We start from the raw sequence: 26,654 nt of genomic DNA, 5'->3' as shown, positions 1-26,654 counted from the left end.
ACGATGACCGACGCGCAGGAGAACGAGCACGGCGGGCCGTCCGTTCCGCAGACCCGCACCGCACGCCACCGCAGGATCGTCGACATCCTCAACCGGCAGCCGGTGCGCTCGCAGAGCCAGCTCGCCAAGCTCCTCGCGGACGACGGACTGAGCGTCACCCAGGCGACGCTCAGCCGTGACCTCGACGAGCTCGGCGCGGTGAAGATCCGCAACACGGGCGGCGAGCTGATCTACGCGGTGCCCAGCGAGGGCGGCTTCCGCACCCCGCAGGCGCCGCTCGGCGAGTCCGCCAAGGAGGAGCGCATGCGCCGCCTCTCCGGCGAACTGCTGATCTCCGCCGAGGCCTCCGCCAACCTGGTGGTGCTGCGGACCCCGCCGGGCGCCGCCCAGTTCCTCGCGTCGGCCATCGACCAGGCCGAACTCCACGCCATCCTCGGCACGATCGCGGGTGACGACACCCTGCTGCTGATCAGCCGTGACCCGGTGGGCGGCCAGGCCCTCGCGGACCACCTCCTGAAGCTGGCCCAGAAGTAGTCCTCCGCCTCAGTAGCGCGTGATCGCCGTCGGACCGCCCCGCGTTCCGACGGCGATGTGCGGCCGGCGCGCGGGATCCGCCCAGGCGAGGACCGCGCGCATCGCGCCGGCCGGCACGGAGACGCAACCGGCCGTCGCCCCGCGCCCGTTGACGTGCAGGAAGATCCCGGCCCCGCGCCCGCGCACCGGACGGTCGTAGTTGAAGCCGATGACGAGCGCGTACGCGTACTGCGTGTCGTACGCGACGAGATGCTCGGCCTCGGTGGCCCGGCAGTCGCGGGGCAGCCCCTCGACCCAGCGGTTGTACGCGCGGGAGGCGTTGTCCTGGCACCACCAGGACCGCCCGGTGACCCGGGCGTAGGGGAAGCGGGTTCCGGCAGGCCTCGCCCGCACCCCGAAGGCGTACGGCAGCCGGTGGAGCCCGGTGGGCGTGGTGTTCGTGCCCTGCCGGCGCGAGGCGCCCTCGACGAGCCCCCTCGCCCCGAACCGGGCGGGCGCGGACCCCGCCGCCACCCACCGTCCACCGCGCCGGTCCCACCAGGTCAGCGTCCCCGTCGTGGCGCCCGTGTCCGGGGCCTCGGCGGTGATCAGCTGGGAGCCCCCGCCGGTGTCGGCCATCCGTCCGGGCAGCGGTACGGGCGGGGGCGGGGCGGCCAGGGAGGACAACAGGACGGCGCCGAGGGCGAGAAGGGTGCGCATGCCGCGACGCTAGGGCCGCGCACGGGTCCCCGCCCGTCGTGCGGGGCTATTCGGCGGGCACCGGCACCGGCATCGGTGGCAGCGGGAGCGGCAGTCCCGGCAGCCCGTCGAGGCTGCTGCCGATGTGGTCCTTCCGTTCGCAGTACGCGCCGAACTCCTCGTCCGTCTTCCGGTTGAAGTACTCGGCGTGCAGCGACCGGTCCTCCCGGTACTCCATCACCGGGACGGCGAATCCGCACGCGTCGCTGACCCGTCGCGCGCGCACGAGGATGATCGCCCGCGCGCTGCCCTGCCCCTCGACGGCCTCGGCGGGGAACCGCGCGAACAGCTCGCCCCAGCGCGGGTCGTCCCGGAGCACGGCCTCCCCGGTCCCGTGCACCCGCACGACGGTCGGCGGCCCGGAGAACGCGGTCCACATCAGCGTGATCCGGCCGTTCCCCGGTTCCCGCAGGTGTGCGATCGTCTCGGCCCCGCTGCCGCCGAAGTCGACGTAGGCGAGGGTGAGTTCGTCGAGCACGACGAGCGTGCCCCTGCGTCCCTTGGGGGAGAGGTTGACGTGACCGTCGCCGGCGAGGGGAGCGGTGGCGGTGAAGAACACCGGCTGTTCCTCGATGAAGGCCCGAAGCCGCCCGTCGATATGTTCATACGTTTTTCCCATGGCCCGATCCTCTCGCTCGCGGGCTCCGGGCGCAGGAGCGCCTCGTCCCCCGAAAAGCCGCCGGACCCAGCAGCCGTCAATTCCGGAGCAGGGCCCGGGAGCCGGCGCGCAGCTTCGGCTCGGCGTCGTCGATCAGCGTCCGGGCGACCTCCCGCAACTCCGGCCCGCCGTGCGCCACGAGCAGCCGGAACGCGCCCACGCGCACGTGCCGGGGGTGTTCCGTCCCGAGCCGGGCCGTCACCTCCGCCCCCGGCAGCCGGTCGGTCCACGGCACGAGGGCGGTCACCGTCTCCCGTACGACCCCGGGCGCGGGGTCGTCGAGCAGCGGCACCAGGCGCGCCCAGTCCGTCGCGTCCAAGCTGCGCAGCCCGGCCACGGCGTGGGCGCGCACGCCGGGGTGCGGGTGGTCCGTGAGACCCCACAGCAGGGCGGCGTCGTCCCGCGCGCCGCACTCGGCGAGCCCGAGGGGCGCGGCCGGGGGCACCGGCCCGCCCGCGCACAGGGCCCGGTAGAGCGGGGCGGCCTCGATGCCGTACTGCCGCAGCACGTACCGCGCGCACGCCCGCACGAGTCCCGACCGGTCCGCGAGGAACGCCTCGGCCCGCTCGGGGCGCCCGGCCCGGCGCAACGCCGTGACGCCCGCGGCGCGGACCCGGGAGCGCGGGGAGCGCAGCAGCGGCGCGAGCACCTCCTCCGCGGTGTCCGGGTCCACCCCGGCGACCGCGCCGTCCGCGCAGATGTCCTGGATCGCCACGTCCGGGTCGGTGGCGGCGGCCGTCGCGAACTGCTCGGGGGAGAAGTGCCGCCGCTCGACGGCGATCCGGTGCGCGAGACGCCGGGTCGCCCGGTCGTCGTGGACGAGGGCGGTGTCGAGGACGGGTGCCGGGCCCTCCCGGAGCGTGGCTTCGAGGAGGGTCCGGGCGGCCTCCCCGTGCCGGCGCGCGGCCACGCGCAGGACGACGGGCGCCAGGACGGCGACCGTTTCGGGTCCGGAGGCGGGGAGCGCGGACCGCAGCAGGCCGCGGGCCGCGTGCCGCACCGCCTCCGCCCAGTCCGCGCCGCGGATCGCCACGAGGGGCAGCAGCGGCCGCAGGGCCGGCGCGGGAAGGAGGGCCGCGCGTCGCAGGGCCGCCTCGCGTATCCGGCCGTCGGGGTGGCAGAGCGCGAGGGCGAGTCCGGACTCGTCGGGTTCGCGGCGCGAGCGGCGCGAGAGGTTCAGGGTGGGCAGCGGCGCGTCCCACGGCCACCGGAAGCGGCGGCCGGTCGCCCACGCGTGGTCCGGCACCGCGGACGGGCGGGTGCGGGCGAGCTGCCGCGCCGCGAGGTCGAGACCGGTCCAGGCGGAGGGGTCCGACGTGTCGATCGCCGAGGTGAGCGGCGTGCCCCGGGCCAGTCGGGTGGCTGCTTCGGTGTGGGTGTCCCGCATGGGCGGAGCGTAGGGGGAGGGTGTGCGGAGGTGCCTCCGGATTTCGCCGCCCGGACAGCGCGATTGACAAAACATACGACACTCCGCATAGTTATGCTCATCAGTGTCGGCCCCGCGCCATCCGCCCACGTTCGATCGAGGAGCAGCAGTGAGCAGCAACAACGGTGACGTCCGGCTCTGGGGCGGACGGTTCGCCGACGGCCCCGCCGAGGCCCTGGCGAAGCTCTCCGCTTCGGTCCACTTCGACTGGCGTCTCGCGCCGTACGACATCGCCGGATCCCGCGCCCACGCGCGCGTGCTGCACAAGGCCGGACTGCTCACCGAGGACGAGCTGCCCCGGATGCTCGCCGGGCTCGACCAGCTGGAGGCGGACGTCGCCGACGGCTCCTTCGTCGGCACCCTCGCCGACGAGGACGTCCACACCGCCCTGGAGCGGGGCCTCCTGGAGCGCCTCGGCGCCGAGCTCGGCGGCAAGCTGCGCGCCGGCCGGTCCCGGAACGACCAGGTCGCGACCCTCTTCCGCATGTACCTGCGCGACCACGCCCGGATCATCGGCGGCCTCGTCGCCGACCTCCAGGACGCCCTCGTCGGCCTCGCCGAGGCCCACCCGGACGTCGCGATGCCCGGCCGCACGCACCTCCAGCACGCCCAGCCGGTGCTCTTCGCCCATCACGTCCTCGCCCACGCGCAGTCCCTCTCCCGGGACGCCGAGCGGCTGCGGCAGTGGGACACCCGGACGGCCGTCTCCCCGTACGGCTCCGGCGCCCTCGCGGGTTCCTCCCTCGGGCTCGACCCGGAGGCGGTGGCGAAGGACCTCGGCTTCGAGCGGGGCTCGGTCGGCAACTCGATCGACGGCACGGCCTCCCGGGACTTCGTCGCCGAGTTCGCCTTCATCACGGCGATGATCGGCGTCAACCTCTCCCGGATCGCCGAGGAGATCATCATCTGGAACACGAAGGAGTTCTCCTTCGTGACCCTGCACGACGCCTTCTCCACCGGCTCGTCGATCATGCCGCAGAAGAAGAACCCGGACATCGCCGAGCTGGCGCGCGGCAAGTCCGGCCGCCTCATCGGCAACCTCTCCGGCCTGATGGCCACCCTCAAGGCCCTCCCGCTCGCCTACAACCGGGACCTCCAGGAGGACAAGGAGCCGGTCTTCGACTCCTGCGACCAGCTGGAGGTCCTGCTCCCGGCCTTCACCGGCATGATGGCGACGCTCACGGTCAACCGCGACCGGATGGAGGAACTGGCCCCGGCCGGCTTCTCCCTCGCCACCGACATCGCCGAATGGCTGGTCAAGCAGGGCGTGCCGTTCCGCGTGGCGCACGAGGTGGCCGGCGAGTGCGTGAAGGTCGCCGAGTCCGAGGGCAAGGAGCTGGACGAGCTCACGGACGAGCAGTTCGCCAAGATCTCCGAGCACCTCACCCCCGAGGTCCGCACCGTCCTCGACGTCCCCGGCGCCCTCGCCTCCCGCAACGGCCGCGGCGGCACCGCCCCCTCGGCGGTCGCCACCCAGCTGATCGAGGTCAAGGCGGACCTGGTGATCCAGCACGCCTGGGCCGAGGCCAAGAAGTAGCCCTCGCGGGCGACCCGCGGCGCCGTCGTCCTCCTTCCCGGAGGACGGCGGCGCCCTTTTGTGCATGGTCACGTCCCGAGTGAGACATCAATGTCTCACTCGGTGTACTCTTGTCTCATGTCAGTCGATCGCATCCAGGTACTCCGTGCCGCCGCCGCCCTGCTCACCCGCAAGGCGACCGCCACCATGGACGAGGTCGCCCGGGCCGCCGGGATCGGGCGGGCCACGCTGCACCGGCACTTCGCCGGGCGGGACGCCCTGGTGCGGGCGCTCGAGGAGCTCGGGCTCCAGGAGCTGGAGGCGGCCCACGACCGGGCCCGCACCGAGGAAGGGCCCGCGGACGAGGCCGTACGGCGGCTCGTCGCCGAGGTCGAGCCCGTCGCACCCCTGCTGTCGTTCCTCGTCACCGAGAACCAGCTCTTCGAGGGCGACCAGCAGAACGAGGGCTGGGAACGCCTCGACGCCCGCGTCTCCGCGCTCTTCCGGCGCGGACAGGAGCAGGGCGTCTTCCGCATCGACCTGACCCCCGCCTGGCTCACCGAGGCCTTCTACGGGCTCGTCGGTTCCGGCGCCTGGGCCGTGCAGGACGGCCGGGTCGCCGCCAAGGACTTCCAGTACATGATCGCCGAGCTGCTGCTCGGCGGAGCGCGCAGGAGCGTGGAGAAGTGACCACCAGCAGCATCAAGGCCGAGAGCCATATCGAGGGCGGGCGCCGCCCCGGCCGGTGGCTCGCCCTCTCCGTGCTCGTCCTGGCCGTCCTCCTCGTGGCGGTCGACGCCACGGTGCTCGGCCTCGCCACCCCCTTCCTCTCCGAGGACCTCGAGCCCACCGGCACCCAGCTCCTCTGGATCGGCGACGTCTACTCCTTCGTCATCGCCGGACTCCTGGTCTCCATGGGCAGCCTGGGCGACCGCATCGGCCGCAAGAAGCTGCTGCTGATCGGCGCCACCGCCTTCGGCGCCCTCTCGGTCCTGAACGCCTACGCGACCAGTCCCGAGATGATGATCGTCGCCCGCGCCCTGCTCGGCGTCGCCGGCGCGACCCTCATGCCGTCGACCCTCGCGCTCATCCGCAACCTCTTCCACGACCCGCGCGAGCGCAGCCTCGCCATCGGCGTCTGGGGCGCCATGGCCTCGGCCGGCGCCGCCGTCGGACCGGTCGTCGGCGGGTTCCTCCTGGAGCACTTCTGGTGGGGCTCGGTCTTCCTCATCAACCTGCCCGTCATGGCCGTCCTCGTCCTCGTCGGCGCCAGGCTGATCCCCGAGTCGAAGAGCCCGAACCACGGCCCCTGGGACCTCCCCAGCGTCGCCCTCTCCCTCGTCGGCGTCATCGGAGTCGTCTACGCCGTCAAGGAGCTGGCCTCCCGCGGCCTCTCCCTCGACGCCGGTGCCGCCGCCCTCACCGGCGCCGCCGCCCTCACCTGGTTCGTCCGCAGGCAGCTGACCCTGCCCGCGCCGCTCCTGGACATGCGCCTCTTCCGCCACCGCGGCTTCTCCGGCGCCGTCCTCGCCGACCTGCTGACCGTCCTCGGCCTCTCCGGTCTGGTGTTCTTCCTGTCCCAGTTCTTCCAGCTGGTCCAGGGCCGCCAGCCCCTGGAGGCCGGTCTCGCCGAACTGCCGGCCGCGATCGGCGCCGTGACGACCGGTCTGATCGCCGGCGTCGTGGCCCGCCGCTTCTCCGTGCGGTCCGTGGTGGCCGGCGGTCTCGCGGCGGTCGGCCTCGCCCTCGCCGTCCTGACGACGCTCGACCGGGGCACCGGCTACCCGCTGCTCGGCGCGAGCCTCCTCGTCGTGGGCGTGGGCGCGGGCTTCTCCTTCACCGTGACCGCCGACGTGATCCTCTCCAGCGTTCCGAAGGAGCAGGCCGGAGCCGCCTCCGCCGTCTCCGAGACCGCGTACGAACTCGGCGCCGCGCTCGGCATCGCCGTCCTCGGCTCCATCGTGACCGGCGTCTACCGGGGCTTCGCCACCCCGGCCGGCGTCCCCTCGGACATCGCGTCGGCCGCCCACGAGTCGCTCGGCGGCGCGGTCGAGGCCTCCGCCGGCCTCGCCCCCGGGACGGCGGCCGCCCTGGTCGGCTCCGCCCAGGACGCCTTCGTCGACGGCCTGCGGATCGCGGCCGGCGTCGGCGCGGCGGTCCTCCTCGCGACGGCGGTCGCGGCCTGGTTCCTCCTGCGGGGCCAGAAGCTGGAGGGCGGCGTCGAGCACTGACGCCGGAAACGCACGGTGCCCCGTACGGCTCGACCGTACGGGGCACCGCCGCGTGCGCGCGGGCTACGCGGCCTTCGCCTTCGTGGCGTACATGTCCACGTACTCCTGTCCGGACAGCCGCATCACCTCGGCCATCACCGAGTCCGTCACCGCCCGCAGGACGTACCGGTCGCGGTCCATCCCGTCGTACCGCGAGAACTCCATCGCCTCGCCGAAGCGGACCGTCACCCGGCCCGGGCGGGGGAAGCCCGACCCGCCCGGCTGGATCTTGTCGGTGCCGATCATCGCGAACGGCACCACCGGCGCCCCCGTCATCAGCGTCAGCCGCGCGATGCCCGTACGGCCCCGGTACAGCCGGCCGTCGGGGGAGCGGGTGCCCTCCGGGTAGATCGAGAAGATCTTGCCCTCCTCGAGGACCCGACGGCCCGTCATCAGCGCCGCCACACCACCGCGGCCGCCGTCCCGGTCCACCGGGATCATGCCCACGCTGGTGAAGAACCAGGCCATCGCCCGGCCCTTGAGGCCCTTGCCCGTCACGTACTCGTCCTTGCCGATGAAGTGGACCGGACGGTCCAGGCAGATCGGCATGATCATCGAGTCGATGAAGGTCAGGTGGTTGCCCGCGAGGATCACGGGACCCGTCCCGGGGATGTTCTCGACGCCCTCCACGCGGGGGCGGAACATCAGGCGCATGACCGGCCCGAGCACTGCCTTGATGATCGCGAGACGGGACAACGGTTCCTCCGGGTGGGAAGCGGGTCGGTCGAGCTGTCGAGACGACAGTCGCAGCTGGCGACGATACTCGCGGGTCACCCCCACGCGCACATCGGGTTCACCGAGCGGATACGCAGTGTTGACGCGTGTTTCCGCCATGTTCCGCCGAGGTCTGCCGCCCGTAGGGCCCCGCTGCCTAGCGTCGGGGACAACAGTTGACAGGTGCGGGACATCACACCGCGGCTCACACAGGAGGATCCCTCATGACCCAGGGCGAACGCCGGACCCCGGCACGGCGGACGGTTCTCGGAGCGGCGGGCGCCACGGTCCTCGGCGCCTCCACGGTCCTCGCGGCCGGCACCGCGCGGGCCGACGAGCGGCAGGCGGCCGGTTCCCCCCGCACGCCCGGCCGCGGCCACGGCTACCGCTCCCTCCCCGTCCCCACCGTCATCGGCCACCGCGGCGCCGCCGGCTACCGCCCCGAGCACACCCTCGGCTCCTACCGGCACGCCCTCGACCTGGGCGCCCACGTCGTCGAGCAGGACCTCGTCCCCACCCGGGACGGACACCTCGTCTGCCGTCACGAGAACGACATCACCGGCACCACCGACGTCGCCGACCACCCCGAGTTCGCCGCCCGGAAGACCACCAAGACCGTCGACGGCACCGCGCTCACCGGCTGGTTCACCGAGGACTTCACGCTCGCCGAGCTCAAGACCCTCCGGGCCAAGGAGCGCATCCCCGGCACCCGCCAGGAGAACACCCTCTACGACGGCCGCTGGACGGTCCCCACCTTCGAGGAGGTGCTGCGCTGGGCCGAGGAGGAGGGCCGCCGCAGGGGCCGCGAGATCTGGCTCCACGTCGAGACCAAGCACCCCAGCTACTTCCGCTCCCTCGGCCTCGGCCTGGAGGAGCCGCTCGCCAAGCTCCTGCGCCGGTACGGACGCCACCGCGCGGACTCCCCCGTCTTCCTCCAGTCCTTCGAGCCCAGCAGCATCCAGCGCCTGGCGAGGCTGGTGGACGCCCCCGGCGTCGTCCTGCTCTCGGGCGCGAGCAGCCGCCCCTGGGACTTCGTCGAGGCAGGGGACCCGCGCACGGTCGCCGACCTGGTCACGCCCGAGGGCCTCGCCTGGATCGCCTCGTACGCGCGGGGCATCGGCCCCACGCTCGACCTGGTCGTCCCGAAGGACGCGAACGGCCGGCTCGGCACCCCGACCGCCCTGGTCCGCGACGCGCACGCCGAGGGGCTGATCCTCCACCCGTACACGCACCGCAACGAGAACGCCTTCCTGCCCGCGGACTTCCGCAAGGGCACGGACCCGACGGCGTACGGCGACGCCTTCGGGGCGCTCAAGCGGTACCTGGAGACGGGGATCGACGGCATCTTCTCCGACAACCCGGACACCGCCCTGCTCGCCGCCGCGGACCTCGCCGCCCGCGACTGACCCGACGGGGGCGTACGGCCGGACCGCCGGGCGCACGCCCCCCTCCCGGGTGGTTTGCGCCCCGTGCCGCAACCGCCGCCGCGCACCCCGGCATCGTGCCGGTCATGACCACCCCCGAAACCGCCCGCGCAACCACGCCCGAAACCGCCCCCGCCGCGGATCCCCCGGCCCCGGAGGCTCAGGCCCCGGAGGTTCAGGCCCCGGAGGCTCAGGCCCCCGGCCTCCTGGCCGCCCTCGCCCCCCTCCTCTCCGCCGAGTCCGACGCCGAGGCGCCGGCCGCCGGCGTCGATCCGGACGACCTCGAACAGGCCGTCTGGCTCCGCCTCCTGGAGCAGCTCCGGCAGACCGGCGCCGCTCCCGAACGGCCCGCCGAATGGCTGCGCCGCGCCGTCCGCGCGGAGGCACGCCGCGCCCGCAGGACCCACGACCGGGAACGCCCCTACCGGGACGAACCCCTCCACGAGCCGGGCGGCGCCGAGCCCCACGGCTCCCCGGAGCACTCCCTGCTGGTCGCCGAGGGGCGCCGCACCCTGCGCGCCGCCGTCACCAGGACGCCCGGCCGCTGTCCGAGGGTGCTCACCGCGATGCTCGACCCGGAGGACCTCACCTACCGCGAAATCGCAGGGGAGTTGGGTATCTCACAGGGCAGTCTGGGGCCGATGCGTTCCCGTTGCCTGGGATGCCTGCGCAGAATGCTGGCTGCGGAGGTTCCCGCCCCCGGCCGACGGGGAAAGGTGCGGTGAACCGATGATCGACAGATGAGCGGGAGGCGTGCACACATGGGCCTGAGTGTGACCATCTCAGCGGCGGACGCGCGGGACGCGGAGCACATCCTGAAGCTGCAGTACCTCTGCTACCAGAGCGAGGCGGAGCTGTACGGCGACTGGTCCATCGAGCCCCTCACCCAGTCGCTCGACGCCCTGCGCGCCGAACTGGCCGAGGGGCACGGACTCGTGGCCCGGCTCGGCGACGAGGTCGTCGCCTCCGTGCGCGGCCGCCTCGACGAGGACGGCACCGTGCGGATCGCCAAGCTGATCGTCCACCCGCGCATGCGGCGGCACGGCCTCGGCGGCCGCCTCCTCGACGGCATCGAGCGCCACTTCGCGGCCGCCGGCGCCGGGGCGACGACGCCCGCCAAGCGCTTCCAGCTCTTCACCGGCCACCGCAGCGAGGGCAACCTGCGCCTCTACCGCAGCAAGGGGTACGAGCAGGTCGGCACCCGTGAACTCGGTCCGAAGGTCACCCTGGTGACCCTGGAGAAGGCCGCCTAGGGGTCTGATCCGAAAGACGGGACCCGGGCCGCTCAGGCCGCCTCGGCGGACTTCCGCAGCCACCAGATGCCGGTCAGCGGCAGCAGCACCGGGATGAAGACGTAGCCGTAGCCGAAGTCCGACCAGACCGTCGCGTCCGGGAAGGCGGACGGCTCGACCAGCGTCCAGGTCCCCACGACCAGCACGCCCGCGAGCTCGGCGGCGCAGCACACCAGCGCCGCCCTGCGGGCCTTCTCCCCGCCCCGCACCAGCGTGTACGTGATGAAGACGTAGACGACCGCCGCCACCGCGGACAGGGAGTACGCCAGCGGGGCCCGGTCGAACTCGCTCGCGATCTGGTAGATCGAGCGCGAGACCGCGCCGACCGACATCACGCCGTACAGCCAGACGAGCAGCATGCCCGGGCCCTTGACCAGGCGGGTCGTTCCCTCGGTCGCGGTCATGGTCAGCCCACCGTCCAGATGTCGTGGAGACGCACTTCGAGCACGGCCAGGACGACCGCGCCGGCCGCCACCGTCGCCGAACCCCACCGGCTGCGCTCCGCGAGCGACATGAAACCGGCGATGGGCACCGCGCACAGCGCGCCGAGCAGATAGGCGACGAAGATCGTCGTGCCCTCCTCCGCCTCCTCGCCGCGCGCCAGCTGCACGATGCCGACGATCAGCTGGACCAGGACCAGGAAGGTCACCACGGCCATGCCGATGAAGTGCCAGTCCTTGGTCGACTGGTCCCGGAAGGCGGCGAAGCCGCACCAGGCGGCGAGGGCGAGCGCGGCCGCGGAGACCGCGACCGTCAGGACGTCAAGCATGCGCCCGAGGGTATTACGGCCCGAAGCGTCCGATGCGCTCGCCCCCCTGCCCCCCGCCCCCGGCCCCGGCCCGCCGGGCGCGTGGCCTCCGCCACATCCCGTGCCCGACCGCCCTCCCCTCCGCGAACGGCCCCGGGGCCGTTCCCTCCAGGCCGCGTACGGAAAGGCGCGCCGTGACGCGGTTCGAGCGCGTCCGCATGCCGTCTCAGTGATGTCCGGTATTCGGACACCCCGCTTCCCTTCGCAGCTGCGCATGTTTTACTTGCAGCCATGACCACGACGAGCAGCCGCACCCTTGCGACCGAGGCGAACACGACGCCCGGTGCTCGTCGTACGTGTCGAATGTGCGCCATCTGAGGGCCCCCGCCTGAGTCTCGCGCCCCGAAGCGAGACCCCGACGGCCGAGCCGATCCGCCCGCCACCCGGCGCCGGACCGTGCCCGCCCCGCGCACCGCTGTCCACCGGCCACCAGCCGGCCGGAGCAGCCTCCCGTGCGCCTGACTGTCCGAAGACGAATCCCGTGCACGGCGGACCCCGCGTCGCGCACTCGACAGTGACGGAAACCCCTGTGATCACCACTTCGGGCCTGACCAAGGTCTACGAGTCGCGCGGCCGACAGGTCACCGCTCTGGACGGCGTCGACCTCCACGTCCGCGAGGGCGAGGTCTTCGGCGTCATCGGCCAGAGCGGCGCCGGCAAGTCCTCGCTCATCCGCTGCGTCAACCTCCTGGAGCGCCCCACCGCCGGCACCGTGACCGTCGACGGCGTCGACCTCACCGCCCTGGCCGGAAAGAGCCGCCGCGCCGGCAAGGACCTGCGCCGGGCGCGCAGCAGCATCGGCATGGTCTTCCAGCACTTCAACCTGCTGTCCTCCCGCACGGTCAAGGACAACGTCGAGCTCCCCCTGGAGATCCTCGGCGTCTCCGGCGCCGAGCGCTCCCGCCGGGCCCTGGAACTCCTCGACCTGGTCGGCCTCGCCGACAAGGCGAAGTCCTACCCCGGCCAGCTCTCCGGCGGCCAGAAGCAGCGCGTCGGCATCGCCCGCGCCCTCGCCGGCAACCCCAAGGTCCTGCTCTCCGACGAGGCCACCAGCGCCCTCGACCCGGAGACCACCCGTTCCATCCTCCAGCTCCTGCGCGACCTCAACCGGCAGCTCGGCCTCACCGTCCTGCTCATCACGCACGAGATGGACGTCGTCAAGACGATCTGCGACTCCGCCGCGCTCATGCAGAAGGGCCGCGTCGTCGAGTCCGGCACCGTCGGCGAACTGCTCGCCACCCCCGGCTCCCAGCTGGCGGCCGAGCTGTTCCCGGTCAGCGGCGCCCCCACGGGCCCCGACCGCACCGTCGTCGACGTCACGTTCCACGGCGAGGCCGCGACCCAGCCGGTCATCTCGCAGCTCTCCCGCACGTACAACATCGACATCTCGATCCTCGGGGCGGCGATGGACACCGTCGGCGGGAAGCAGATCGGCCGGATGAGGATCGAACTCCCCGGACGGTACGAGGAGAACGTCGTCCCGGTCGGCTTCCTGCGGGAGCAGGGCCTCCAGGTCGAACTCGTGGAAGACGACGCACAGGAGCCGGGCACCGCGCCCGTACTGGTCAAGGAAGGTGCCAAGTGACCTGGTCGGAGATGCAGCCCCTCCTGGAGCAGGGCACCGTCGACACGCTCTACATGGTCCTGTGGGCCACCGTCGTCACCATCGTCGGCGGCCTCCCGCTCGGCATCCTCCTCGTCCTCACGGACAAGGGCGGACTGCTGCAGAACCGGCCGGTGAACAAGGTCGTCGGTGCGATCGTGAACATCGGGCGTTCGCTGCCGTTCATCATCCTGCTGATCGCCCTCATCCCCTTCACGACCTTCGTCGTCGGCACCTTCATCGGCCCCACCGCGATGATCGTGCCGCTCGCCATCGGCGCCATCCCCTTCTTCGCGCGCCTCGTCGAGACGGCGATACGCGAGGTCGACCACGGGCTCGTCGAGGCCGTCCAGGCCATGGGCGGCGGCATCCCCACCATCGTCCGCAAGGTGCTGCTCTCGCAGGCCCTGCCCTCGCTGGTCTCCGCCGTCACCACCACCGTGATCGTGCTCATCGGCTACTCCGCGATGGCCGGCGCGGTCGGCGGCGAAGGCCTCGGCTCCAAGGCCGTCACCTACGGGTACCAGCGCTTCGACACCACGTTCATGCTCGTCACCGTCGTGGTCCTGGTCGCCGTCGTGACCGTCGTCCAGCTCATCGGCGACGGGGTCGTCCGACTCCTCGCCCGCCGGGGCCGCACCGCGTAACGCCACCGGCCCCCAAGACTTCGATTCTCGAAGAACAGCCCGGACTTGTTGTCCAGGCAAAGAACCCGCTCCACCGGAAAGAGGCACTCTTCGTGCGCAAGAACGTCAAGCTCACCGCCGGCATCGCCGCCACCGCCGCCCTCGCCCTCGGCCTCACCGCCTGCGGCACCTCCTCGGACCCGTCCTCCGCCAAGGACGCGGCCGGCGCCGCCGACAAGCCCCTCGTCGTCGCCGCGTCCCCGACGCCGCACGCCGACATCCTGAACTTCGTCAAGGACAACCTGGCCGAGAAGGCCGGCCTGAAGCTGGAGGTGAAGGAGTTCACGGACTACGTCCTGCCGAACACCGCCACCGAGTCCGGCCAGGTCGACGCCAACTTCTTCCAGCACAAGCCGTACCTCGACGACTTCAACAAGAAGAACGGCACCCACATCGTCCCGGTGGTGAACGTCCACCTGGAGCCGCTCGGCCTCTACTCCAAGAAGGTCAAGTCGGTGAAGGACATCAAGGCCGGCCAGACCGTCGCCGTCCCCAACGACACCACCAACGAGGGCCGCGCCCTCCACCTCCTCGCCGACAACGGCCTCATCACCCTCAAGTCCGGTGTCGGCACCGACGCCAAGCTCTCCGACATCACCGACAAGAAGGGCCTGGAGTTCAAGGAGCTGGAGGCCGCCACCGTGCCCCGCGCCCTGAACGACGTGGACGCCGCCGTCATCAACGGCAACTACGCCATCGAGGCCGAGCTCTCCCCGGCGAAGGACGCCCTCGCCCTGGAGAAGGCGGAGGGCAACCCGTACGCCAACTTCCTCGCCGTCAAGGCGGGCAACGAGAAGGACGCCCGCGTGCAGAAGCTCGCCGGGCTCCTCAACTCGCCCGAGGTGAAGAAGTACATCGAGGACACCTACAAGGGCTCGGTCGTCCCGGCCTTCGGCGCCGCCGGCTGAGGACGCCCGACAGGAACCACGTCCGAGGGACCGTCAGACCGGCTCCCCCGTACATTCCTTGAGCAGAAGGCCCCCGCACCCCGTCCGGTGCGCGGGGCCTTCGCCGCGCCCGCCCCCACACCCCGGCACACCCGACCCGGCCATGCGCACCGGCGGCCGCATGCTGCATGCTGTGCGTTCACGGTCGATTCGGACGGTCCACGGCATGGAGCTGCGCATGACTACCACCTTCCCGGACATCTCCATCAACACGGACCGGCTGGTGCTGCGCGCGCTCGAGGAGACGGACGCCCCGGCCCTCACCGAGATGATGAACGACGAGATGGTCGCCGCCTGGACGGCCGTGCCCCAGCCCTTCACCGAGACCGCCGCACGCCGCTGGATCACCGAGTACGCCCCCGCCGAACGCACCGCCGGCCGGGGCCTCGACCTCGCCGTCACCGAGTTCCTGACCCAGCGTCTCGTCGGCATCGTCCAGCTGGCCCACACCGACTGGCGGGTCCGCTCCACCGAGATGTCCTACATCGTCGCCCCCTGGGCCCGGGGCGAGGGCTACGCCTCCGAAGCCGCGCTCGCCACCGCCCAGTGGCTCTTCGGCGACCAGAAGTTCGAACGCCTCGAACTGCGCACCGCCGCCGACAACACCGCCTCCCAGCAGGTCGCCCAGAAGATCGGCTGCATCAGCGAGGGCGTCCTGCGCAACGCCTGCATAGCCCGCACCCGCACCGAGGACGGCGGCTGGACCGAACTGCGCACCGACTTCATCGTCTGGGGCCTCCTCCCCGAGGACCTCGACGGCGTCGCCGACCAGATGGCCGAAGCCGGCTACTCCTCGTACACCGACTGGAGCTGAGCCCCCGGGGCGATCCCGGGGTACGCTCGGCACGCCCCCGACCTGCGACGACACCAGGGAGACAGACGACGATGGCCGACCGCGTCACGGTGATCGGCTGGGACGGCTCGCCCCTCACCGCGGCGGCCCGGTCCGCGCTCTCCGCCGCCACCCTCGTGGCCGGCGCCGGCCACCACCTGACGCTGCCCGAGGTGCCGCCGGGCGCCGAACGCATCCGCCTCGGCAGCGTCGACCTCGCCGCCCGCCGCATCGCCGGCCACCGCGGCACCGCCGTCGTCCTCGCCGACGGCGACCCCGGCTTCTTCGGCGTGGTCCGCACCCTGCGCGCCCCCCAGCACGGCCTGGAGGTCGAGGTCGTCCCTGCCGTCTCGTCCGTCGCCGCCGCCTTCGCACGCGCCGGCATGCCCTGGGAGGACGCCCGGATCGTCGTCGCCCACCAGCGCACCCTCCGCCGCGCCGTCAACGTCTGCCGCGCCCATCCCAAGGTCGCCGTCCTCACCTCGCCCGGCGCGGGACCGGCCGAGCTCGCCCTCCTCCTCGACGGCGTCCACCGCACCTTCGTCGTCTGCGAGGAGCTCGGCACTGACCGCGAACAGGTCTCGGTCCTCACCTCGGACAGGGCCGCCGACCACACCTGGCGCGACCCGAACGTCGTCCTCGTCATCGGCGGCGCACCCGGCGGCACCCCCACCGCCCCCTGGCTGATGGGCCGGGACCCGGCCACGCGCACGGTACGCGGCTGGGGCCTTCCCACCGAGGAGTACGACTCCGAGGGCGAAGGCCCGGGAACCGGACCGGCCCACACCGGCGCCGGCACGGCCCCCGCCCTCCGGGCCGCCCAACTGGCCCGCCTCGGGCCCCGCACCGGCGACCTCGTCTGGGACATCGGCTGCGCGGGCGGCGCCTTCTCCGTCGAAGCCGCCCGCTTCGGAGCCGCCGTCATCGCCGTGGACGTCGCCCCGGACGCCTGCGCCCGCACCGAACGGGCCGCCCGCAGGCACGGGGTCCTCCTCCAGACCGTCCCGGGCCGCGCCCCGCACGTCCTGGAGAACCTGCCCGAACCCGACGTCGTACGGATCGCGGCCGGTGGCGTCCCCGTCGTCACCGCCTGCACCGACCGGCGCCCGGAGCGCATCGTGGCCCACGCCTCCACCCGCGACGAGGCCGAGGCGATCGGCACCGCCCTCGCCGAAGGCGGCTACGCCGTCGAGAGCGTCCTCCTCCAGACCGTCGGACTCGACCCGGACGACTGGTCGGAACGCGAGCGCTCGGTCGTCTTCCTGCTCTCCGGACGCAGGGCGAACTCCTCCTAGCTCCGCCGGAGGACCCCCCACCCATGACCAGGCCGCCCCACCGGGGCAGGGTAGGCTGGCCGATTGTTGTACCGCACCGGGACGTTCGGCACTCTGTTCGCCAATGTCCCGAATGGGTGGCCGCTTTGTGCCACTGACGTGGTACTTGACAACGGGGGGACCGCGCGACGTGGCGCAGTCCACAGCGCACCGTGGCAGATCTCCCTGTCACGATGGCCGAAGGCCGCGACAATGTGTGGGTGTCCGCGCGTGTTTCGTGCCGCGCGGCGCGCGCGCTCGTTCTTGTCGACGGGCGCAGGTCTGAAGGAGCACAAGCGATGGGCGAGGGGTACGCATGACGGACACCGGCCAGGTCCCGGGCGAGGGGCTGCCGGAGAACGCAGGCATGGTCGAGCAGCCGGGCATCCCCGCTCCGGACGCGTACACCTTCCTGGACCCCTCCGGGCACACCGCCGAGGACGACGACATCCTCCTGATGCCGGGCGCCCAGGGCGCCTGGAGCGAGCACCCGCCGGGCGTCGCGCCCGCGCCGCCGGTCGCCGTCCCGGCCCCGCCGGCCGCCGTCCCGGAGGCGCAGATCCCGATGGGCGACCCGCTCACCGACCCGCTGCCGGACCCGCTCACGGGCCCGCTCCCCGACGGGGTCGCGCTCGCCGACGTGCTGACCGCCCCGCAGGGCCAGACCCCGCCGCAGGGAGTGCCGCTCGGCACCCCGGCGCACGGCGTCCCCGTGCCCACCGAGCACGGCTACGAGCCCGGCATCCTCGACACCGGCGCCCACGAGGCGGCCGGCCGCGACTCCGGCTCCGTCGACCTCGGCGGCGTCCGCATGCCCCCGCCCGCGACCGCGTCCCCGACCCCGCCGCCGGCCCGCCGCCCGCTGCACATGGGCCCGCCGGTGCCCGAGGCCGGCGGTGGCGTGGTGCTCTCCCTCGCCGACCGGGGCCCGGCCACCGCACCCGCTCCGGCCCCGCAGCCCGCGCCGGCCCCCGAGCCGGCCGTGGCCACGGCCCCCGCCCCGATGCCGGTGCGGAACCCGGGTCCGCCGACCACCGGCCCCGAGTACTTCGAGATCGCGCAGGACCAGCAGCTCGCCCCGCAGGGCGCCGAGCCGTGGGTCGCACAGCCGCAGGAGCCGGCCGCGCCGCAGGCGCCCGCAGAAACGGTCGTCCCGCCGACGGCCCGGTTCGTCCAGGTCGAGGGCTCCGTCCCGACGACCCCGCACTTGGCCCCGATGCCCGCCGAGGCGCCCCAGGCCACCGAGCCGGCGCCGATCGCGGAGCAGGCCCCGGCCGAGGAGCCGTCGCTCCCGGCCGAGCCCGTGGCGGAGACGCCCGTGGAGCCGGTGGCGGAGGCCCCGGCCGACGTGGTCGAGCCCGTCGCGGAGGCCGCCGAGCCCGTCGCGGAGGCCGTGGAGGTCCAGGCGACGGTGCCCGCGCCCCGCGAGGGCGAGCCCGCCGGACCGGTGCAGGTCGCCGAGCCGCAGGTGGCCGAAGCGCCCGTACAGGTGGCGCAGGCCGTCGAGCCCCAGGCCGCCGTGCCCCAGGCCGCCGTGCCGGTGGCCGAGGCCCCGGCGGAGGCCGCCCCCGAGGCTCCGCAGCCCGTGGAGGAGCCCGCGCAGGCCCCGCAGCCCGCCCCCGAGGAGCCCGTCCAGGCCGCAGAGGCCGCGCCCGCAGAGGCCGCGCCCGCAGAGGCCGCGCCCGCCGAGGCCGCGCCCGCCGAGGCCGTGCCCGCCGAGGTCCGGGCCGAGGCCGCCCCCGAGGTCGTGGAGACCGCGGCGGAGCCGGTCGCGGAAGCCCTCGTGGAGCCCGCCGCCGAGCAGCCCGCCACCGTCGAGCCGGTGGCGGACGCCCCGGTCGCGGCCCCCGCCGAAGAGCCGGTGGAGGCGGCGGAGGAGGTCCCGGTCGTGGCCGAGCCCGCCTCCGAGGCGCCGGTGGAGGCCCAGGTCCCGCCGGAGGCCGAACCGGCCCCCGAGGCGGAGGTCGTCCCCGAGGCGGAGGCCGTCCCCCAGGCCCCGGCCGAATCCGACGCCGGGACCGCGTCCGAGTCCTCGCCGGCCGCGCCGCAGACGGAGGAGGACGACTCCGCGCCCGCCGCCGAAGAGCAGGCGACGGAACCGCGCCCCGCCTCCCCGGCCCCGGCCTACGACGACGCCGAGCGCGAGGCCGTCCTCCGCGTGATGCGCGAGCGCCGCGACATCCGCAACGGCTTCCGCAGCGACCCGATCCCGCACGAGGTGCTCCTCCGGGTCCTCGAAGCGGCCCACACGGCGCCCAGCGTGGGCCACTCGCAGCCCTGGGACTTCGTCGTCATCCGCTCCGCCGAGACCCGGCAGACGATGCACGAGCTGGCCCGGCGTCAGCGCGAGGCCTACGCCAAGTCGCTGCCGAAGGCCCGGGCGAAGCAGTTCAAGGAACTGAAGATCGAGGCCATCCTCGACACCCCGGTGAACATCGTCGTGACCGCCGACCCCACCCGGGGCGGCCGCCACACGCTGGGCCGCTACACACAGCCGCAGATGGCCCCGTACTCCTCGGCGCTCGCCGTGGAGAACCTCTGGCTCGCGGCCCGCGCCGAAGGCCTCGGCGTCGGCTGGGTCAGCTTCTTCGACGAGCGCGAGATGGTCCGTACGCTCGGCCTTCCCGAGCACCTCGAAGTGGTCGCGTACCTCTGCGTGGGCTACGTCGACGAGTTCCCCGAGGAGCCCGAACTGATGCAGGCGGGCTGGTCCAAGCGCCGCCCGCTGGCCTGGGTCGTCCACGAGGAGACGTACGGCCGCCGCGCGCTGCCCGGCGAGGAGCCGCACGACCTGCTCCAGGAGACCGTCGCGAACATCCGCCCGCTGGACGCCAAGGCGCTCGGCGAGGCGTGGGAGCGCCAGAAGCGCATGACCAAGCCCGCCGGGGCGCTGGGCATGCTGGAGATCATCTCCGCACAGCTCTCGGGCCTCTCCCGCGTCTGCCCGCCCCCGATCCCGGAACCGGCCGCCGTGGCGATCTTCGCCGGCGACCACGGCGTCCACGCCCAGGGCGTCACCCCGTGGCCGCAGGAGGTCACCGGCCAGATGGTGGCCAACTTCCTCGGCGGGGGAGCGGTCTGCAACGCCTTCGCGAACCAGGTGGGCGCCGAGGTCTGCGTCATCGACGTGGGCGTGGCGGCGGAACTCCCGGCCACCCCGGGCCTCCTGCCGCGCAAGGTCCGCCCCGGGACGGGCGACTTCACCACGGGCCCGGCCATGACCCGCGAGGAGGTCCTGGCGGCGATCGAGGTGGGCATCGAAACGGCCCGCGACCTCGTGGCGGCCGGCAACAAGGCCCTGCTCACGGGCGAGATGGGCATCGCGAACACCACGGCGTCCGCGGCACTGATCTCGGTCTACACCGGGGTGGACGCGGCCGAGGTCACGGGCCGGGGCACCGGCATCAACGACGAGACGCACGCCCGCAAGGTGGACGTGGTCCGGCGCGCCCTCGACCTGCACAAGCCGGACCCGGCGGACCCGATCGGCGTCCTGTCGGCGGTCGGCGGCCTGGAGCACGCGGCCCTCGTGGGCCTGATCCTGGGCGCGGCCTCGCTCCGTACCCCGGTCATCCTGGACGGCGTCTCCACGGGCGCGGCGGCCCTCGTCGCCCGCGCCATCGCCCCCGAGTCCCTCGCGGCGTGCATCGCGGGCCACCGCAGCGCCGAGCCGGGCCACGTGGCGGCCCTCAACAAGCTGGGCCTGCGCCCCCTGGTCGACCTGGACCTGCGCCTCGGCGAAGGCACCGGCGCGCTTCTGGCCCTCCCCCTGGTCCAGAGCGCGGCCCGTGCGATGCACGAGGTGGCCACGTTCGACTCGGCGGGAGTCACGGAGAAGTAGCACCGCCGGCGCGTCCCCCAGCCACCGGCGGAAGCGGGGGACGCGCAGGAACCGGGTCCGGACGTGAAGCGTGAGGTGCGGCGCGTGCGCGCCGCGAGCACGGACGCCCCCGCGGGCGCCGTGCCTCACGCGGTCCCGGACCCGGTTCCGGAGCGTCCCCCACGTCACGGACCCACCGGGAGATCCGTCACAGCGTGACGTGCCCCCGCCACCGATATCGTGGGGCGGAAACCGCGCCCCACCAGCCGCTTCACCGCAGCAGCGGCCCCGCACACTTCCTTCCGAGGAGCCGCCCGCATGGCAGAGAACGCCGAGTACCCCGCCTACCCCGTCGGCCTGCGCCTCGCCGGCCGCCGCGTCGTCGTCCTCGGCGGCGGACAGGTGGCCCAGCGCCGACTCCCGGCCCTGATCGCAGCGGGCGCCGAGATCACCCTGATCTCGCCCTCCGCGACCCCCTCCGTCGACGCGATGGCGGAAACGGGCGAGATCACCTGGATCAAGAGGCGGTACGAGGAAGGCGACCTCGCCGACGCCTGGTACGCCCTGGTGGCCACCACGGACGAGACGGCGAACGCCGCGGCCTCCGCCGAGGCCGAACGGACCAGGACCTGGTGCGTACGGGCGGACGACGCCGAGGCGGCCACCGCCTGGACCCCGGCCACGGGCCGCGACGCCGGCGTCACGGTGGCGGTGCTCACCGGCCACGACCCCCGCCGTTCCGCCGCCGTGCGCGACGCGATCGTCGAGGGCCTCCGCGACGGCTCGATCGCCGCACCCGCGCACCGCTCCCGTACCCCCTTCGTCGCCCTGGTGGGCGGCGGCCCCGGCGACCCGGACCTCATCACCGTCCGGGGCCGCAGGCTGCTCGCGGAGGCGGACGTGGTCATCGCGGACCGGCTCGGCCCCCGCGACCTCCTGGACGAGCTGCCGCCGCACGTCGAGGTGATCGACGCGGCGAAGATCCCGTACGGCCGCTTCATGGCCCAGGAAGCCATCAACAACGCGCTCATCGAGCACGCCAAGCAGGGCAAGTCGGTGGTCCGCCTCAAGGGCGGGGACCCGTTCGTCTTCGGCCGGGGCATGGAAGAGGCCCAGGCGCTGGCCGCGGAGGGCATCGCCTGCACGGTGGTCCCGGGCATCTCCAGCTCGATCTCGGTCCCGGGAGCGGCCGGCATCCCGGTGACGCACCGCGGGGTGGCCCACGAGTTCACGGTGGTCAGCGGCCACGTGGCCCCCGACGACCCGCGTTCGCTGGTGGACTGGGCGTCCCTGGCGAAGCTGACGGGCACGCTGGTCATCCTCATGGGCGTCGACAAGATCGGCAAGATCGCCGAGGCGCTGATCGCCCACGGCAAGTCCCCGGACACCCCCCTGGCCCTGGTCCAGGAGGGGACGACGGCGACCCAGCGCCGGGTGGACGCGACGCTGGCGACGGTGGCGGAGACGGTCAAGGCGGAGGAGGTCCGCCCGCCGGCGGTCATCGTCGTCGGCGAGGTGGTCGCCGAGGGCCCCGACAAACCGACGAAGTAACCCGGCGCCCCCCGCACGCGACGGCGGGGGAGCGCTCGCGGGGCGCCCGGACGACGGGCGGCCCCGCCTCCACGCATTGGCACCACACCCCGGACAAGGCAGTATCACCTCGTGGCCGAACTCATCACGATCGACGATCCCGACGACCCGCGCCTGCGCGACTACACCGGCCTGACGGACGTCGAACTCCGCCGCAGGCGCGAGCCGGCGGAGGGCCTCTTCATCGCGGAGGGCGAGAAGGTCATCCGCCGCGCCAGGCAGGCCGGCTACGAGATGCGGTCGATGCTGCTCTCGGCCAAGTGGGTCGACGTCATGCGCGACGTCATCGACGAGGTCCCCGCCCCGGTGTACGCGATCCAGCCGGACCTCGCGGAACGCGTCACGGGCTACCACGTGCACCGCGGCGCCCTCGCCTCCATGCAGCGCAAGCCGCTCCCGGAGGCCGCCGAGCTGCTCGCGGGCGCCCGCAGGGTGGTGATCATGGAGTCGGTCAACGACCACACCAACATCGGCGCCATCTTCCGCAGCGCCGCCGCCCTGGGCATGGACGCGGTCCTGCTGTCCCCGGACTGCGCGGACCCCCTGTACCGGCGCTCGGTGAAGGTCTCGATGGGCGCGGTCTTCTCGGTCCCGTACGCCCGCCTGGAGGCGTGGCCCCGGGGCCTGGAGGCGGTGCGGGAGGCGGGCTTCAAGCTGCTCGCCCTCACCCCGGCGGAGAAGGCGACCTCGATCGACGAGGCCGCCCCGCACCGCCTGGACCGGGTGGCGCTGATGCTCGGGGCGGAGGGCGACGGCCTGTCCACGCAGGCCCTGCGCGCCGCCGACGAGTGGGTCCGCATCCCGATGGCCCACGGCGTGGACTCGCTCAACGTGGGCGCGGCGGCGGCCGTCGCGTTCTACGCGGTGGCGACGGGCCGCCCGGAGTCCTGACCCCTGGTCCTGCCCCGCCCTCACCCCTGCAGGGCCTGGGCGGCGGCGATCCCGAGGGCCACGACGAGGGTCACGACCACGAAGACGAAGAGCCGCTGCCGCAGCAGCCGGGGGTTGGCGGGCCGGCGCCCGGTCGAGGTGGAGCGGGCGCCGGGCCGGGTCCCGGGCCGGGACTGAGGTCCGCGCGAACCCCCGGTCCGGGGCCCCGCCGAAGGCCGGGACGAGGGGCCGGTCCCCCGTCCCCGCTCGCCGCCCCGCTCCCTCTCGGGCCCGCGACCGGGCACGTCCCGGTCGGTGTACCGCTCGGTGGGCCGGACGGCGCTCCGCTCCTCGGAGCGCTCCCGCTGCACCGGCGGCCGGGAGACCGGCAGTCCCTGGGCCTCGCGCGCCGCGATCTCCTTGAGCCGCATCGACAGCTGCAGGGTGCTGGGACGGTCCTCGGGGTCCTTCGCGAGACAGGCCCTGATGAGCGGCGCCAGCGCGTCCGGCACCCCGTGCAGCTGGGGCTCCTCGTGCACGACGCGGTAGAGCATGACCTCGGAACTGCCGTGCCCGAACGGGGAGTCGGCCATGGCCGCGTACGCCAGGGTGGCGCCGAGCGAGAAGACGTCGGTGGCGGGGGTGACGGCCGCGCCGCGCACCTGCTCGGGGGCGAGGAAGCCGGGGGAGCCGACGGCCGTGCCCACGTGGGTCAGGGTGCTGGCCCCGGTGGCCCAGGCGATGCCGAAGTCGATGATGCGGGGGCCCTTGGGGGAGAGCAGGATGTTCGAGGGCTTCAGGTCGCGGTGGACGACCCCGGCCTCGTGGACGGCGACGAGCCCTTCCGAGAGCGCCGCCCCGATCGAGGCGACGTCGGCGGCCCGCAGCGGACCCTCCTCGGCGACCCGGTCGTGCAGGGAGGGGCCGGGCACGTACTGGGTGGCGAACCAGGGGCGGTCGGCCTCCAGGTCGGCGGCGACGAGCCGGGCGGTGCAGCCGCCGCGGATCCGCCGGGCCGCCGACACCTCACGGGCGAACCGCGAGCGGAACTCCTGGTCCTCGGCGAGGTCGGGCCGGATCACCTTCAGCGCCACCCGCTGGCCGCGCCGGTCGGACCCCAGGTACACGACGCCCATCCCGCCGGCCCCCAGCCTGCGGTGGAGCCGGAACGACCCGACGATCCGCGGATCCTCGCGCCGGAGCCGCATCATCGCCATGTCCGTCCCCTCGTCCGTTCGACGTGGCACAGCTTACGTAGTGGTGCCCGTACGCGCTCATAGGCCGCGCCCTCGCACCGGGATCGATTGTCAGTGCTGAGGGGGAGGTCGGGGGACCGGCGGTAACGGAGCCCGCCCCCAACCCCCCTTCCCGAAAACCCACTTGAGGTGCGGGCGCGAGCACGGCCGGGCACCCCGGCGAGCGCCTCCCGGGGCCGCCGGACGGGGGCCCCGCACCGGGCCGCACCTCCGGCGTCCGGGAAGTGATCGATGTCACTCGCGGGCCGTCCCCTCCGGGAGGACCCCGGGTTCCGGGCCGCCGTCTCCACCCAGGGGAGTACGTCGCGCGGGCGGACGTCATCCTTCGGGAGGCCCGGAAGTCGGTACGCGGGCATGACGCCCCGGCGTTTCCCGCTCCCTAGTGTGGAGGTCACGCGGCGGGTGCAGCACTCGTCCCCCGAGGTCACGTACCCGCCGCACCAGACACGACAGGAGAGGAACCATGGCGTACACGGCACCGCGGACCACCCGGCCCTCCGGCCGCCGTCACCCCCTGGTGGCCACGGCCATGGTCCTCCCTCTCGCGGCCCTGCTCGTGGTCGTCTTCGGCGGCTGGGAAGCGGTGGTCACACAGGCGTCGTCCGTGGGCGTGATGCTGGGGCGCTGAGCGGCGCCCCGGACCCGGGAGAGCGGCCCGGGTCGGGACATCCGGCCATCAACCCCGTGGGGACGGGGGTGCGGCGGACGGCAGCGTGGGGCCGGTCGGCTGGGGAGCTGACCGGCCCTCGCGCGTTCCCGGCGGGGCCGGACCCTCGCGCGTTCCCGACACGACCGGCCGTCCACCGAGCGGCATCCGACGCGAGCGGCCACCGGAGCGAACGGCCACCCCGTACGCTCCGGGGGTGGCCCCAGCACCCCCGATACCCCCGATACCCCCGACGCCCCCGGCGTCGCCCCCGTCCTCCGCGCCCGGCGGCCGAGGCCCGCTCCACCGCCTGGCCGCCCTCGCGCACGCCGCCGCCCACCCGTCCGGCGAGCCCTGTCGTTGCGAGGGAGGGCTCGTCGGGGTGCTGGCGGACCGGGACGACGGGACCGTCGTACGGCACGGGGGCCTCGTCGCGAAGGCGCACGCGCCCGGCACCGACCCCGAGGCCCACCGCGTACGGCTCGCGCTGGCCGCGCACCAGGACGTCGGCGGAGTGCTCCTGCCGCCCCTCCCGCAGCCGCGGACGGCCCCCGAGGCGCTGGGCGGCCGTCCGGTCACGGTCTGGCCGTACGGTCCGCCCGTCGACCCGGAGGAGCCCGACGCCGCACCGTGGGAGGAGGCGGCGCGACTCCTCGCCCTGCTGCACCGCACCCCGCCCCCGCCCGGCTGGGCGGACCGGCTCCCGGACATGCGGGCCCCGGAGAAGGCGGCCCTCGCCGTGGAGCGGATGCGGCGCACGGCTCCGGACCATCCGGCGGCGGCCACGGTCCTGGACGCCTGGCGGACTGTTCCCGAGAGTCCCCGGACGGCGCACCGGCTCCTGTGCCACGGCGACTTCCACCTCGGTCAGCTGGTCCGCGACGCCCGCCCCGGGGCCCGGGGGGACGCCGGCGGCGACGCGCCCTGGCGGCTCATCGACATCGACGACCTCGGCCTGGGCGACCCGGCGTGGGACCTGGCCCGGCCCGCGGCCTGGTTCGCCGCCGGCCTGCTGCCGCCCGAGGTCTGGACGCGTTTCCTCGGCGCGTACCAGGAGGCGGGCGGCCCCGCCGTGGACGCGGAGCCCTGGGGCCGCCTCGACGTGCCCGCCCGGGCGCTGACGGTCCAGACCGCCGCGCTGGCCCTGGCCAAGTCCACGACCGGGCGCCGGCCGCTCGACGAGGTCGAGGAAGTGATGATCGACACCTGTGCCCGCATCGCCGGACATCGAACCGGGTAGGCCCTTTCGGCGTCCCCGTAAGGTGAAGCCACCATTCGAACGGCAATGTCAGGGAGTTGAGCCGAGCATGCAGTGTCCCAAGTGCCATGCGGCCATGCACACGTACAACCGCAACGGCGTCCAGATCGAGCAGTGCAGCGGTTGTCGGGGCATTTTCCTGGACTACGGCGAGCTGGAGGCCCTGACCCGCCTGGAGTCCCAGTGGGTCCAGCAGGCCCCGCCCGCCCCGCCGGCCTACCCGGCGCAGCCCGCCCCCGCCGCGCCCGCCTGGGGTGCCCCGCACCACGGCGGCCACCACGGTGGTCACCACGGCGGCCACTACCGCAAGGGCGGCTTCGGGCGGATGCTCTTCTCCTCCTGACCGGGACGCGCAGAAGCCCCCGGCCGCGAGCTGCGGCCGGGGGCTTCTTGCTGGTGCGCGATACTGGGATTGAACCAGTGACCTCTTCCGTGTCAGGGAAGCGCTCTCCC

At 74.0% G+C, this 26,654-nt stretch carries 25 protein-coding genes; 18 read left to right on the top strand and 7 right to left on the bottom strand.

Going from position 1 to position 26,654, the window contains the following annotated elements; translation table 11 throughout:
* Window positions 1-3 precede the first annotated feature (3 nt).
* On the top strand, window positions 4-534 hold the full coding sequence (locus IE180_RS31775; RefSeq protein ID WP_030214728.1) for an arginine repressor: 531 nt from the start codon (window positions 4-6) through the stop codon (window positions 532-534).
* Window positions 535-543: 9 nt separating this feature from the next.
* On the opposite strand, the gene IE180_RS31770 is transcribed toward IE180_RS31775, so the two are convergent.
* The 3 genes from IE180_RS31770 to IE180_RS31760 all read right to left on the bottom strand — a co-directional run bounded on the left by IE180_RS31770 (window position 544) and on the right by IE180_RS31760 (window position 3,317).
* The gene (locus IE180_RS31770; RefSeq protein ID WP_190160413.1) at window positions 544-1,233 is read right to left on the bottom strand and encodes a L,D-transpeptidase family protein; all 690 of its coding nucleotides are present in this window, start codon (window positions 1,231-1,233) and stop codon (window positions 544-546) included.
* 46 nt (window positions 1,234-1,279) lie between these two features.
* Window positions 1,280-1,891: a pyridoxamine 5'-phosphate oxidase family protein gene (locus IE180_RS31765; protein WP_190160412.1), complete on the bottom strand. Its 612-nt coding sequence runs from the start codon at window positions 1,889-1,891 to the stop codon at window positions 1,280-1,282.
* A gap of 76 nt (window positions 1,892-1,967) precedes the next feature.
* Entirely contained in the window at window positions 1,968-3,317 is a 1,350-nt protein-coding gene (locus IE180_RS31760) for a hypothetical protein (protein ID WP_190160411.1), read from the bottom strand.
* A gap of 148 nt (window positions 3,318-3,465) precedes the next feature.
* On the opposite strand from IE180_RS31760, the gene argH reads away from it, so the two are divergent.
* From argH to IE180_RS31745, 3 genes are all read left to right on the top strand, one after another.
* Window positions 3,466-4,893 carry an argininosuccinate lyase gene (gene argH, locus IE180_RS31755; protein ID WP_190160410.1) on the top strand — a complete coding sequence of 476 codons (1,428 nt, stop codon included), beginning with the start codon at window positions 3,466-3,468 and terminating at the stop codon, window positions 4,891-4,893.
* Window positions 4,894-5,010: 117 nt separating this feature from the next.
* On the top strand, window positions 5,011-5,562 hold the full coding sequence (locus IE180_RS31750) for a TetR/AcrR family transcriptional regulator (RefSeq protein ID WP_190160409.1): 552 nt from the start codon (window positions 5,011-5,013) through the stop codon (window positions 5,560-5,562).
* Window positions 5,559-7,103: an MFS transporter gene (locus IE180_RS31745; RefSeq protein ID WP_190160408.1), complete on the top strand. Its 1,545-nt coding sequence runs from the start codon at window positions 5,559-5,561 to the stop codon at window positions 7,101-7,103. The genes IE180_RS31750 and IE180_RS31745 overlap by 4 nt, the downstream gene beginning before the upstream one ends.
* Window positions 7,104-7,166: 63 nt before the next feature.
* Here the strand turns inward: IE180_RS31745 and IE180_RS31740 are convergent, their stop codons facing one another.
* Window positions 7,167-7,838: a lysophospholipid acyltransferase family protein gene (locus IE180_RS31740; protein ID WP_190160407.1), complete on the bottom strand. Its 672-nt coding sequence runs from the start codon at window positions 7,836-7,838 to the stop codon at window positions 7,167-7,169.
* Window positions 7,839-8,080: 242 nt separating this feature from the next.
* Here IE180_RS31740 and IE180_RS31735 point away from each other — a divergent pair, with 242 nt between their 5' ends.
* From IE180_RS31735 to IE180_RS31725, 3 genes are all read left to right on the top strand, one after another.
* The gene (locus tag IE180_RS31735) at window positions 8,081-9,262 is read left to right on the top strand and encodes a glycerophosphodiester phosphodiesterase (RefSeq protein WP_190160406.1); all 1,182 of its coding nucleotides are present in this window, start codon (window positions 8,081-8,083) and stop codon (window positions 9,260-9,262) included.
* A gap of 104 nt (window positions 9,263-9,366) precedes the next feature.
* Window positions 9,367-10,005 carry a sigma-70 family RNA polymerase sigma factor gene (locus tag IE180_RS31730; protein WP_229861103.1) on the top strand — a complete coding sequence of 213 codons (639 nt, stop codon included), beginning with the start codon at window positions 9,367-9,369 and terminating at the stop codon, window positions 10,003-10,005.
* A gap of 36 nt (window positions 10,006-10,041) precedes the next feature.
* Entirely contained in the window at window positions 10,042-10,533 is a 492-nt protein-coding gene (locus IE180_RS31725) for a GNAT family N-acetyltransferase (protein WP_190160405.1), read from the top strand.
* 32 nt (window positions 10,534-10,565) lie between these two features.
* Here the strand turns inward: IE180_RS31725 and IE180_RS31720 are convergent, their stop codons facing one another.
* Complete coding sequence (locus IE180_RS31720; protein WP_190160404.1) at window positions 10,566-10,976, bottom strand: hypothetical protein; 411 nt, start codon at window positions 10,974-10,976, stop codon at window positions 10,566-10,568.
* A gap of 2 nt (window positions 10,977-10,978) precedes the next feature.
* Window positions 10,979-11,341 carry a hypothetical protein gene (locus IE180_RS31715; protein ID WP_190160403.1) on the bottom strand — a complete coding sequence of 121 codons (363 nt, stop codon included), beginning with the start codon at window positions 11,339-11,341 and terminating at the stop codon, window positions 10,979-10,981.
* A gap of 568 nt (window positions 11,342-11,909) precedes the next feature.
* Between IE180_RS31715 and IE180_RS31710 the strand changes: the two genes are divergently transcribed.
* The 8 genes from IE180_RS31710 (at window position 11,910) to IE180_RS31675 (ending at window position 23,062) form a co-directional block, all read left to right on the top strand.
* Window positions 11,910-12,965, top strand: a complete 1,056-nt coding sequence (locus tag IE180_RS31710) for a methionine ABC transporter ATP-binding protein (RefSeq protein WP_190160402.1) — start codon at window positions 11,910-11,912, stop codon at window positions 12,963-12,965.
* Window positions 12,962-13,630: a methionine ABC transporter permease gene (locus IE180_RS31705; protein ID WP_190160401.1), complete on the top strand. Its 669-nt coding sequence runs from the start codon at window positions 12,962-12,964 to the stop codon at window positions 13,628-13,630. Before IE180_RS31710 ends, IE180_RS31705 begins: the two co-directional genes overlap by 4 nt.
* A gap of 92 nt (window positions 13,631-13,722) precedes the next feature.
* The gene (locus IE180_RS31700) at window positions 13,723-14,577 is read left to right on the top strand and encodes a MetQ/NlpA family ABC transporter substrate-binding protein (protein WP_190160400.1); all 855 of its coding nucleotides are present in this window, start codon (window positions 13,723-13,725) and stop codon (window positions 14,575-14,577) included.
* Window positions 14,578-14,794: 217 nt separating this feature from the next.
* Complete coding sequence (locus IE180_RS31695) at window positions 14,795-15,430, top strand: GNAT family N-acetyltransferase (RefSeq protein WP_190160399.1); 636 nt, start codon at window positions 14,795-14,797, stop codon at window positions 15,428-15,430.
* Window positions 15,431-15,501: 71 nt separating this feature from the next.
* On the top strand, window positions 15,502-16,743 hold the full coding sequence (gene cbiE, locus IE180_RS31690) for a precorrin-6y C5,15-methyltransferase (decarboxylating) subunit CbiE (protein ID WP_190160398.1): 1,242 nt from the start codon (window positions 15,502-15,504) through the stop codon (window positions 16,741-16,743).
* Window positions 16,744-17,077: 334 nt separating this feature from the next.
* Window positions 17,078-20,602, top strand: coding sequence for a nicotinate-nucleotide--dimethylbenzimidazole phosphoribosyltransferase (gene cobT, locus IE180_RS31685; protein WP_190160397.1), 3,525 nt, complete (start codon window positions 17,078-17,080; stop codon window positions 20,600-20,602).
* A 297-nt stretch (window positions 20,603-20,899) separates the two neighbouring features.
* Window positions 20,900-22,132 carry a uroporphyrinogen-III C-methyltransferase gene (gene cobA / locus IE180_RS31680; protein WP_190160396.1) on the top strand — a complete coding sequence of 411 codons (1,233 nt, stop codon included), beginning with the start codon at window positions 20,900-20,902 and terminating at the stop codon, window positions 22,130-22,132.
* A gap of 111 nt (window positions 22,133-22,243) precedes the next feature.
* Entirely contained in the window at window positions 22,244-23,062 is an 819-nt protein-coding gene (locus IE180_RS31675) for a TrmH family RNA methyltransferase (protein ID WP_190160395.1), read from the top strand.
* A 20-nt stretch (window positions 23,063-23,082) separates the two neighbouring features.
* On the opposite strand, the gene IE180_RS31670 is transcribed toward IE180_RS31675, so the two are convergent.
* Complete coding sequence (locus tag IE180_RS31670) at window positions 23,083-24,258, bottom strand: serine/threonine-protein kinase (protein WP_190160394.1); 1,176 nt, start codon at window positions 24,256-24,258, stop codon at window positions 23,083-23,085.
* 502 nt (window positions 24,259-24,760) lie between these two features.
* On the opposite strand from IE180_RS31670, the gene IE180_RS31665 reads away from it, so the two are divergent.
* From IE180_RS31665 to IE180_RS31655, 3 genes are all read left to right on the top strand, one after another.
* A complete protein-coding gene (locus IE180_RS31665) occupies window positions 24,761-24,925 on the top strand; it encodes a hypothetical protein (protein ID WP_030691991.1) in 165 nt (54 codons plus the stop codon).
* Window positions 24,926-25,253: 328 nt separating this feature from the next.
* Window positions 25,254-26,183, top strand: a complete 930-nt coding sequence (locus tag IE180_RS31660) for a phosphotransferase family protein (RefSeq protein ID WP_190160479.1) — start codon at window positions 25,254-25,256, stop codon at window positions 26,181-26,183.
* Between the two features lie 67 nt (window positions 26,184-26,250).
* Entirely contained in the window at window positions 26,251-26,544 is a 294-nt protein-coding gene (locus IE180_RS31655; protein ID WP_116161966.1) for a TFIIB-type zinc ribbon-containing protein, read from the top strand.
* Window positions 26,545-26,654 lie beyond the last annotated feature (110 nt).

The organism is Streptomyces litmocidini, assembly GCF_014649755.1.
Classification (GTDB): Bacteria; Actinomycetota; Actinomycetes; order Streptomycetales; family Streptomycetaceae; genus Streptomyces; species Streptomyces litmocidini.
This window is presented reverse-complemented; position numbering and strand designations above follow the sequence as displayed.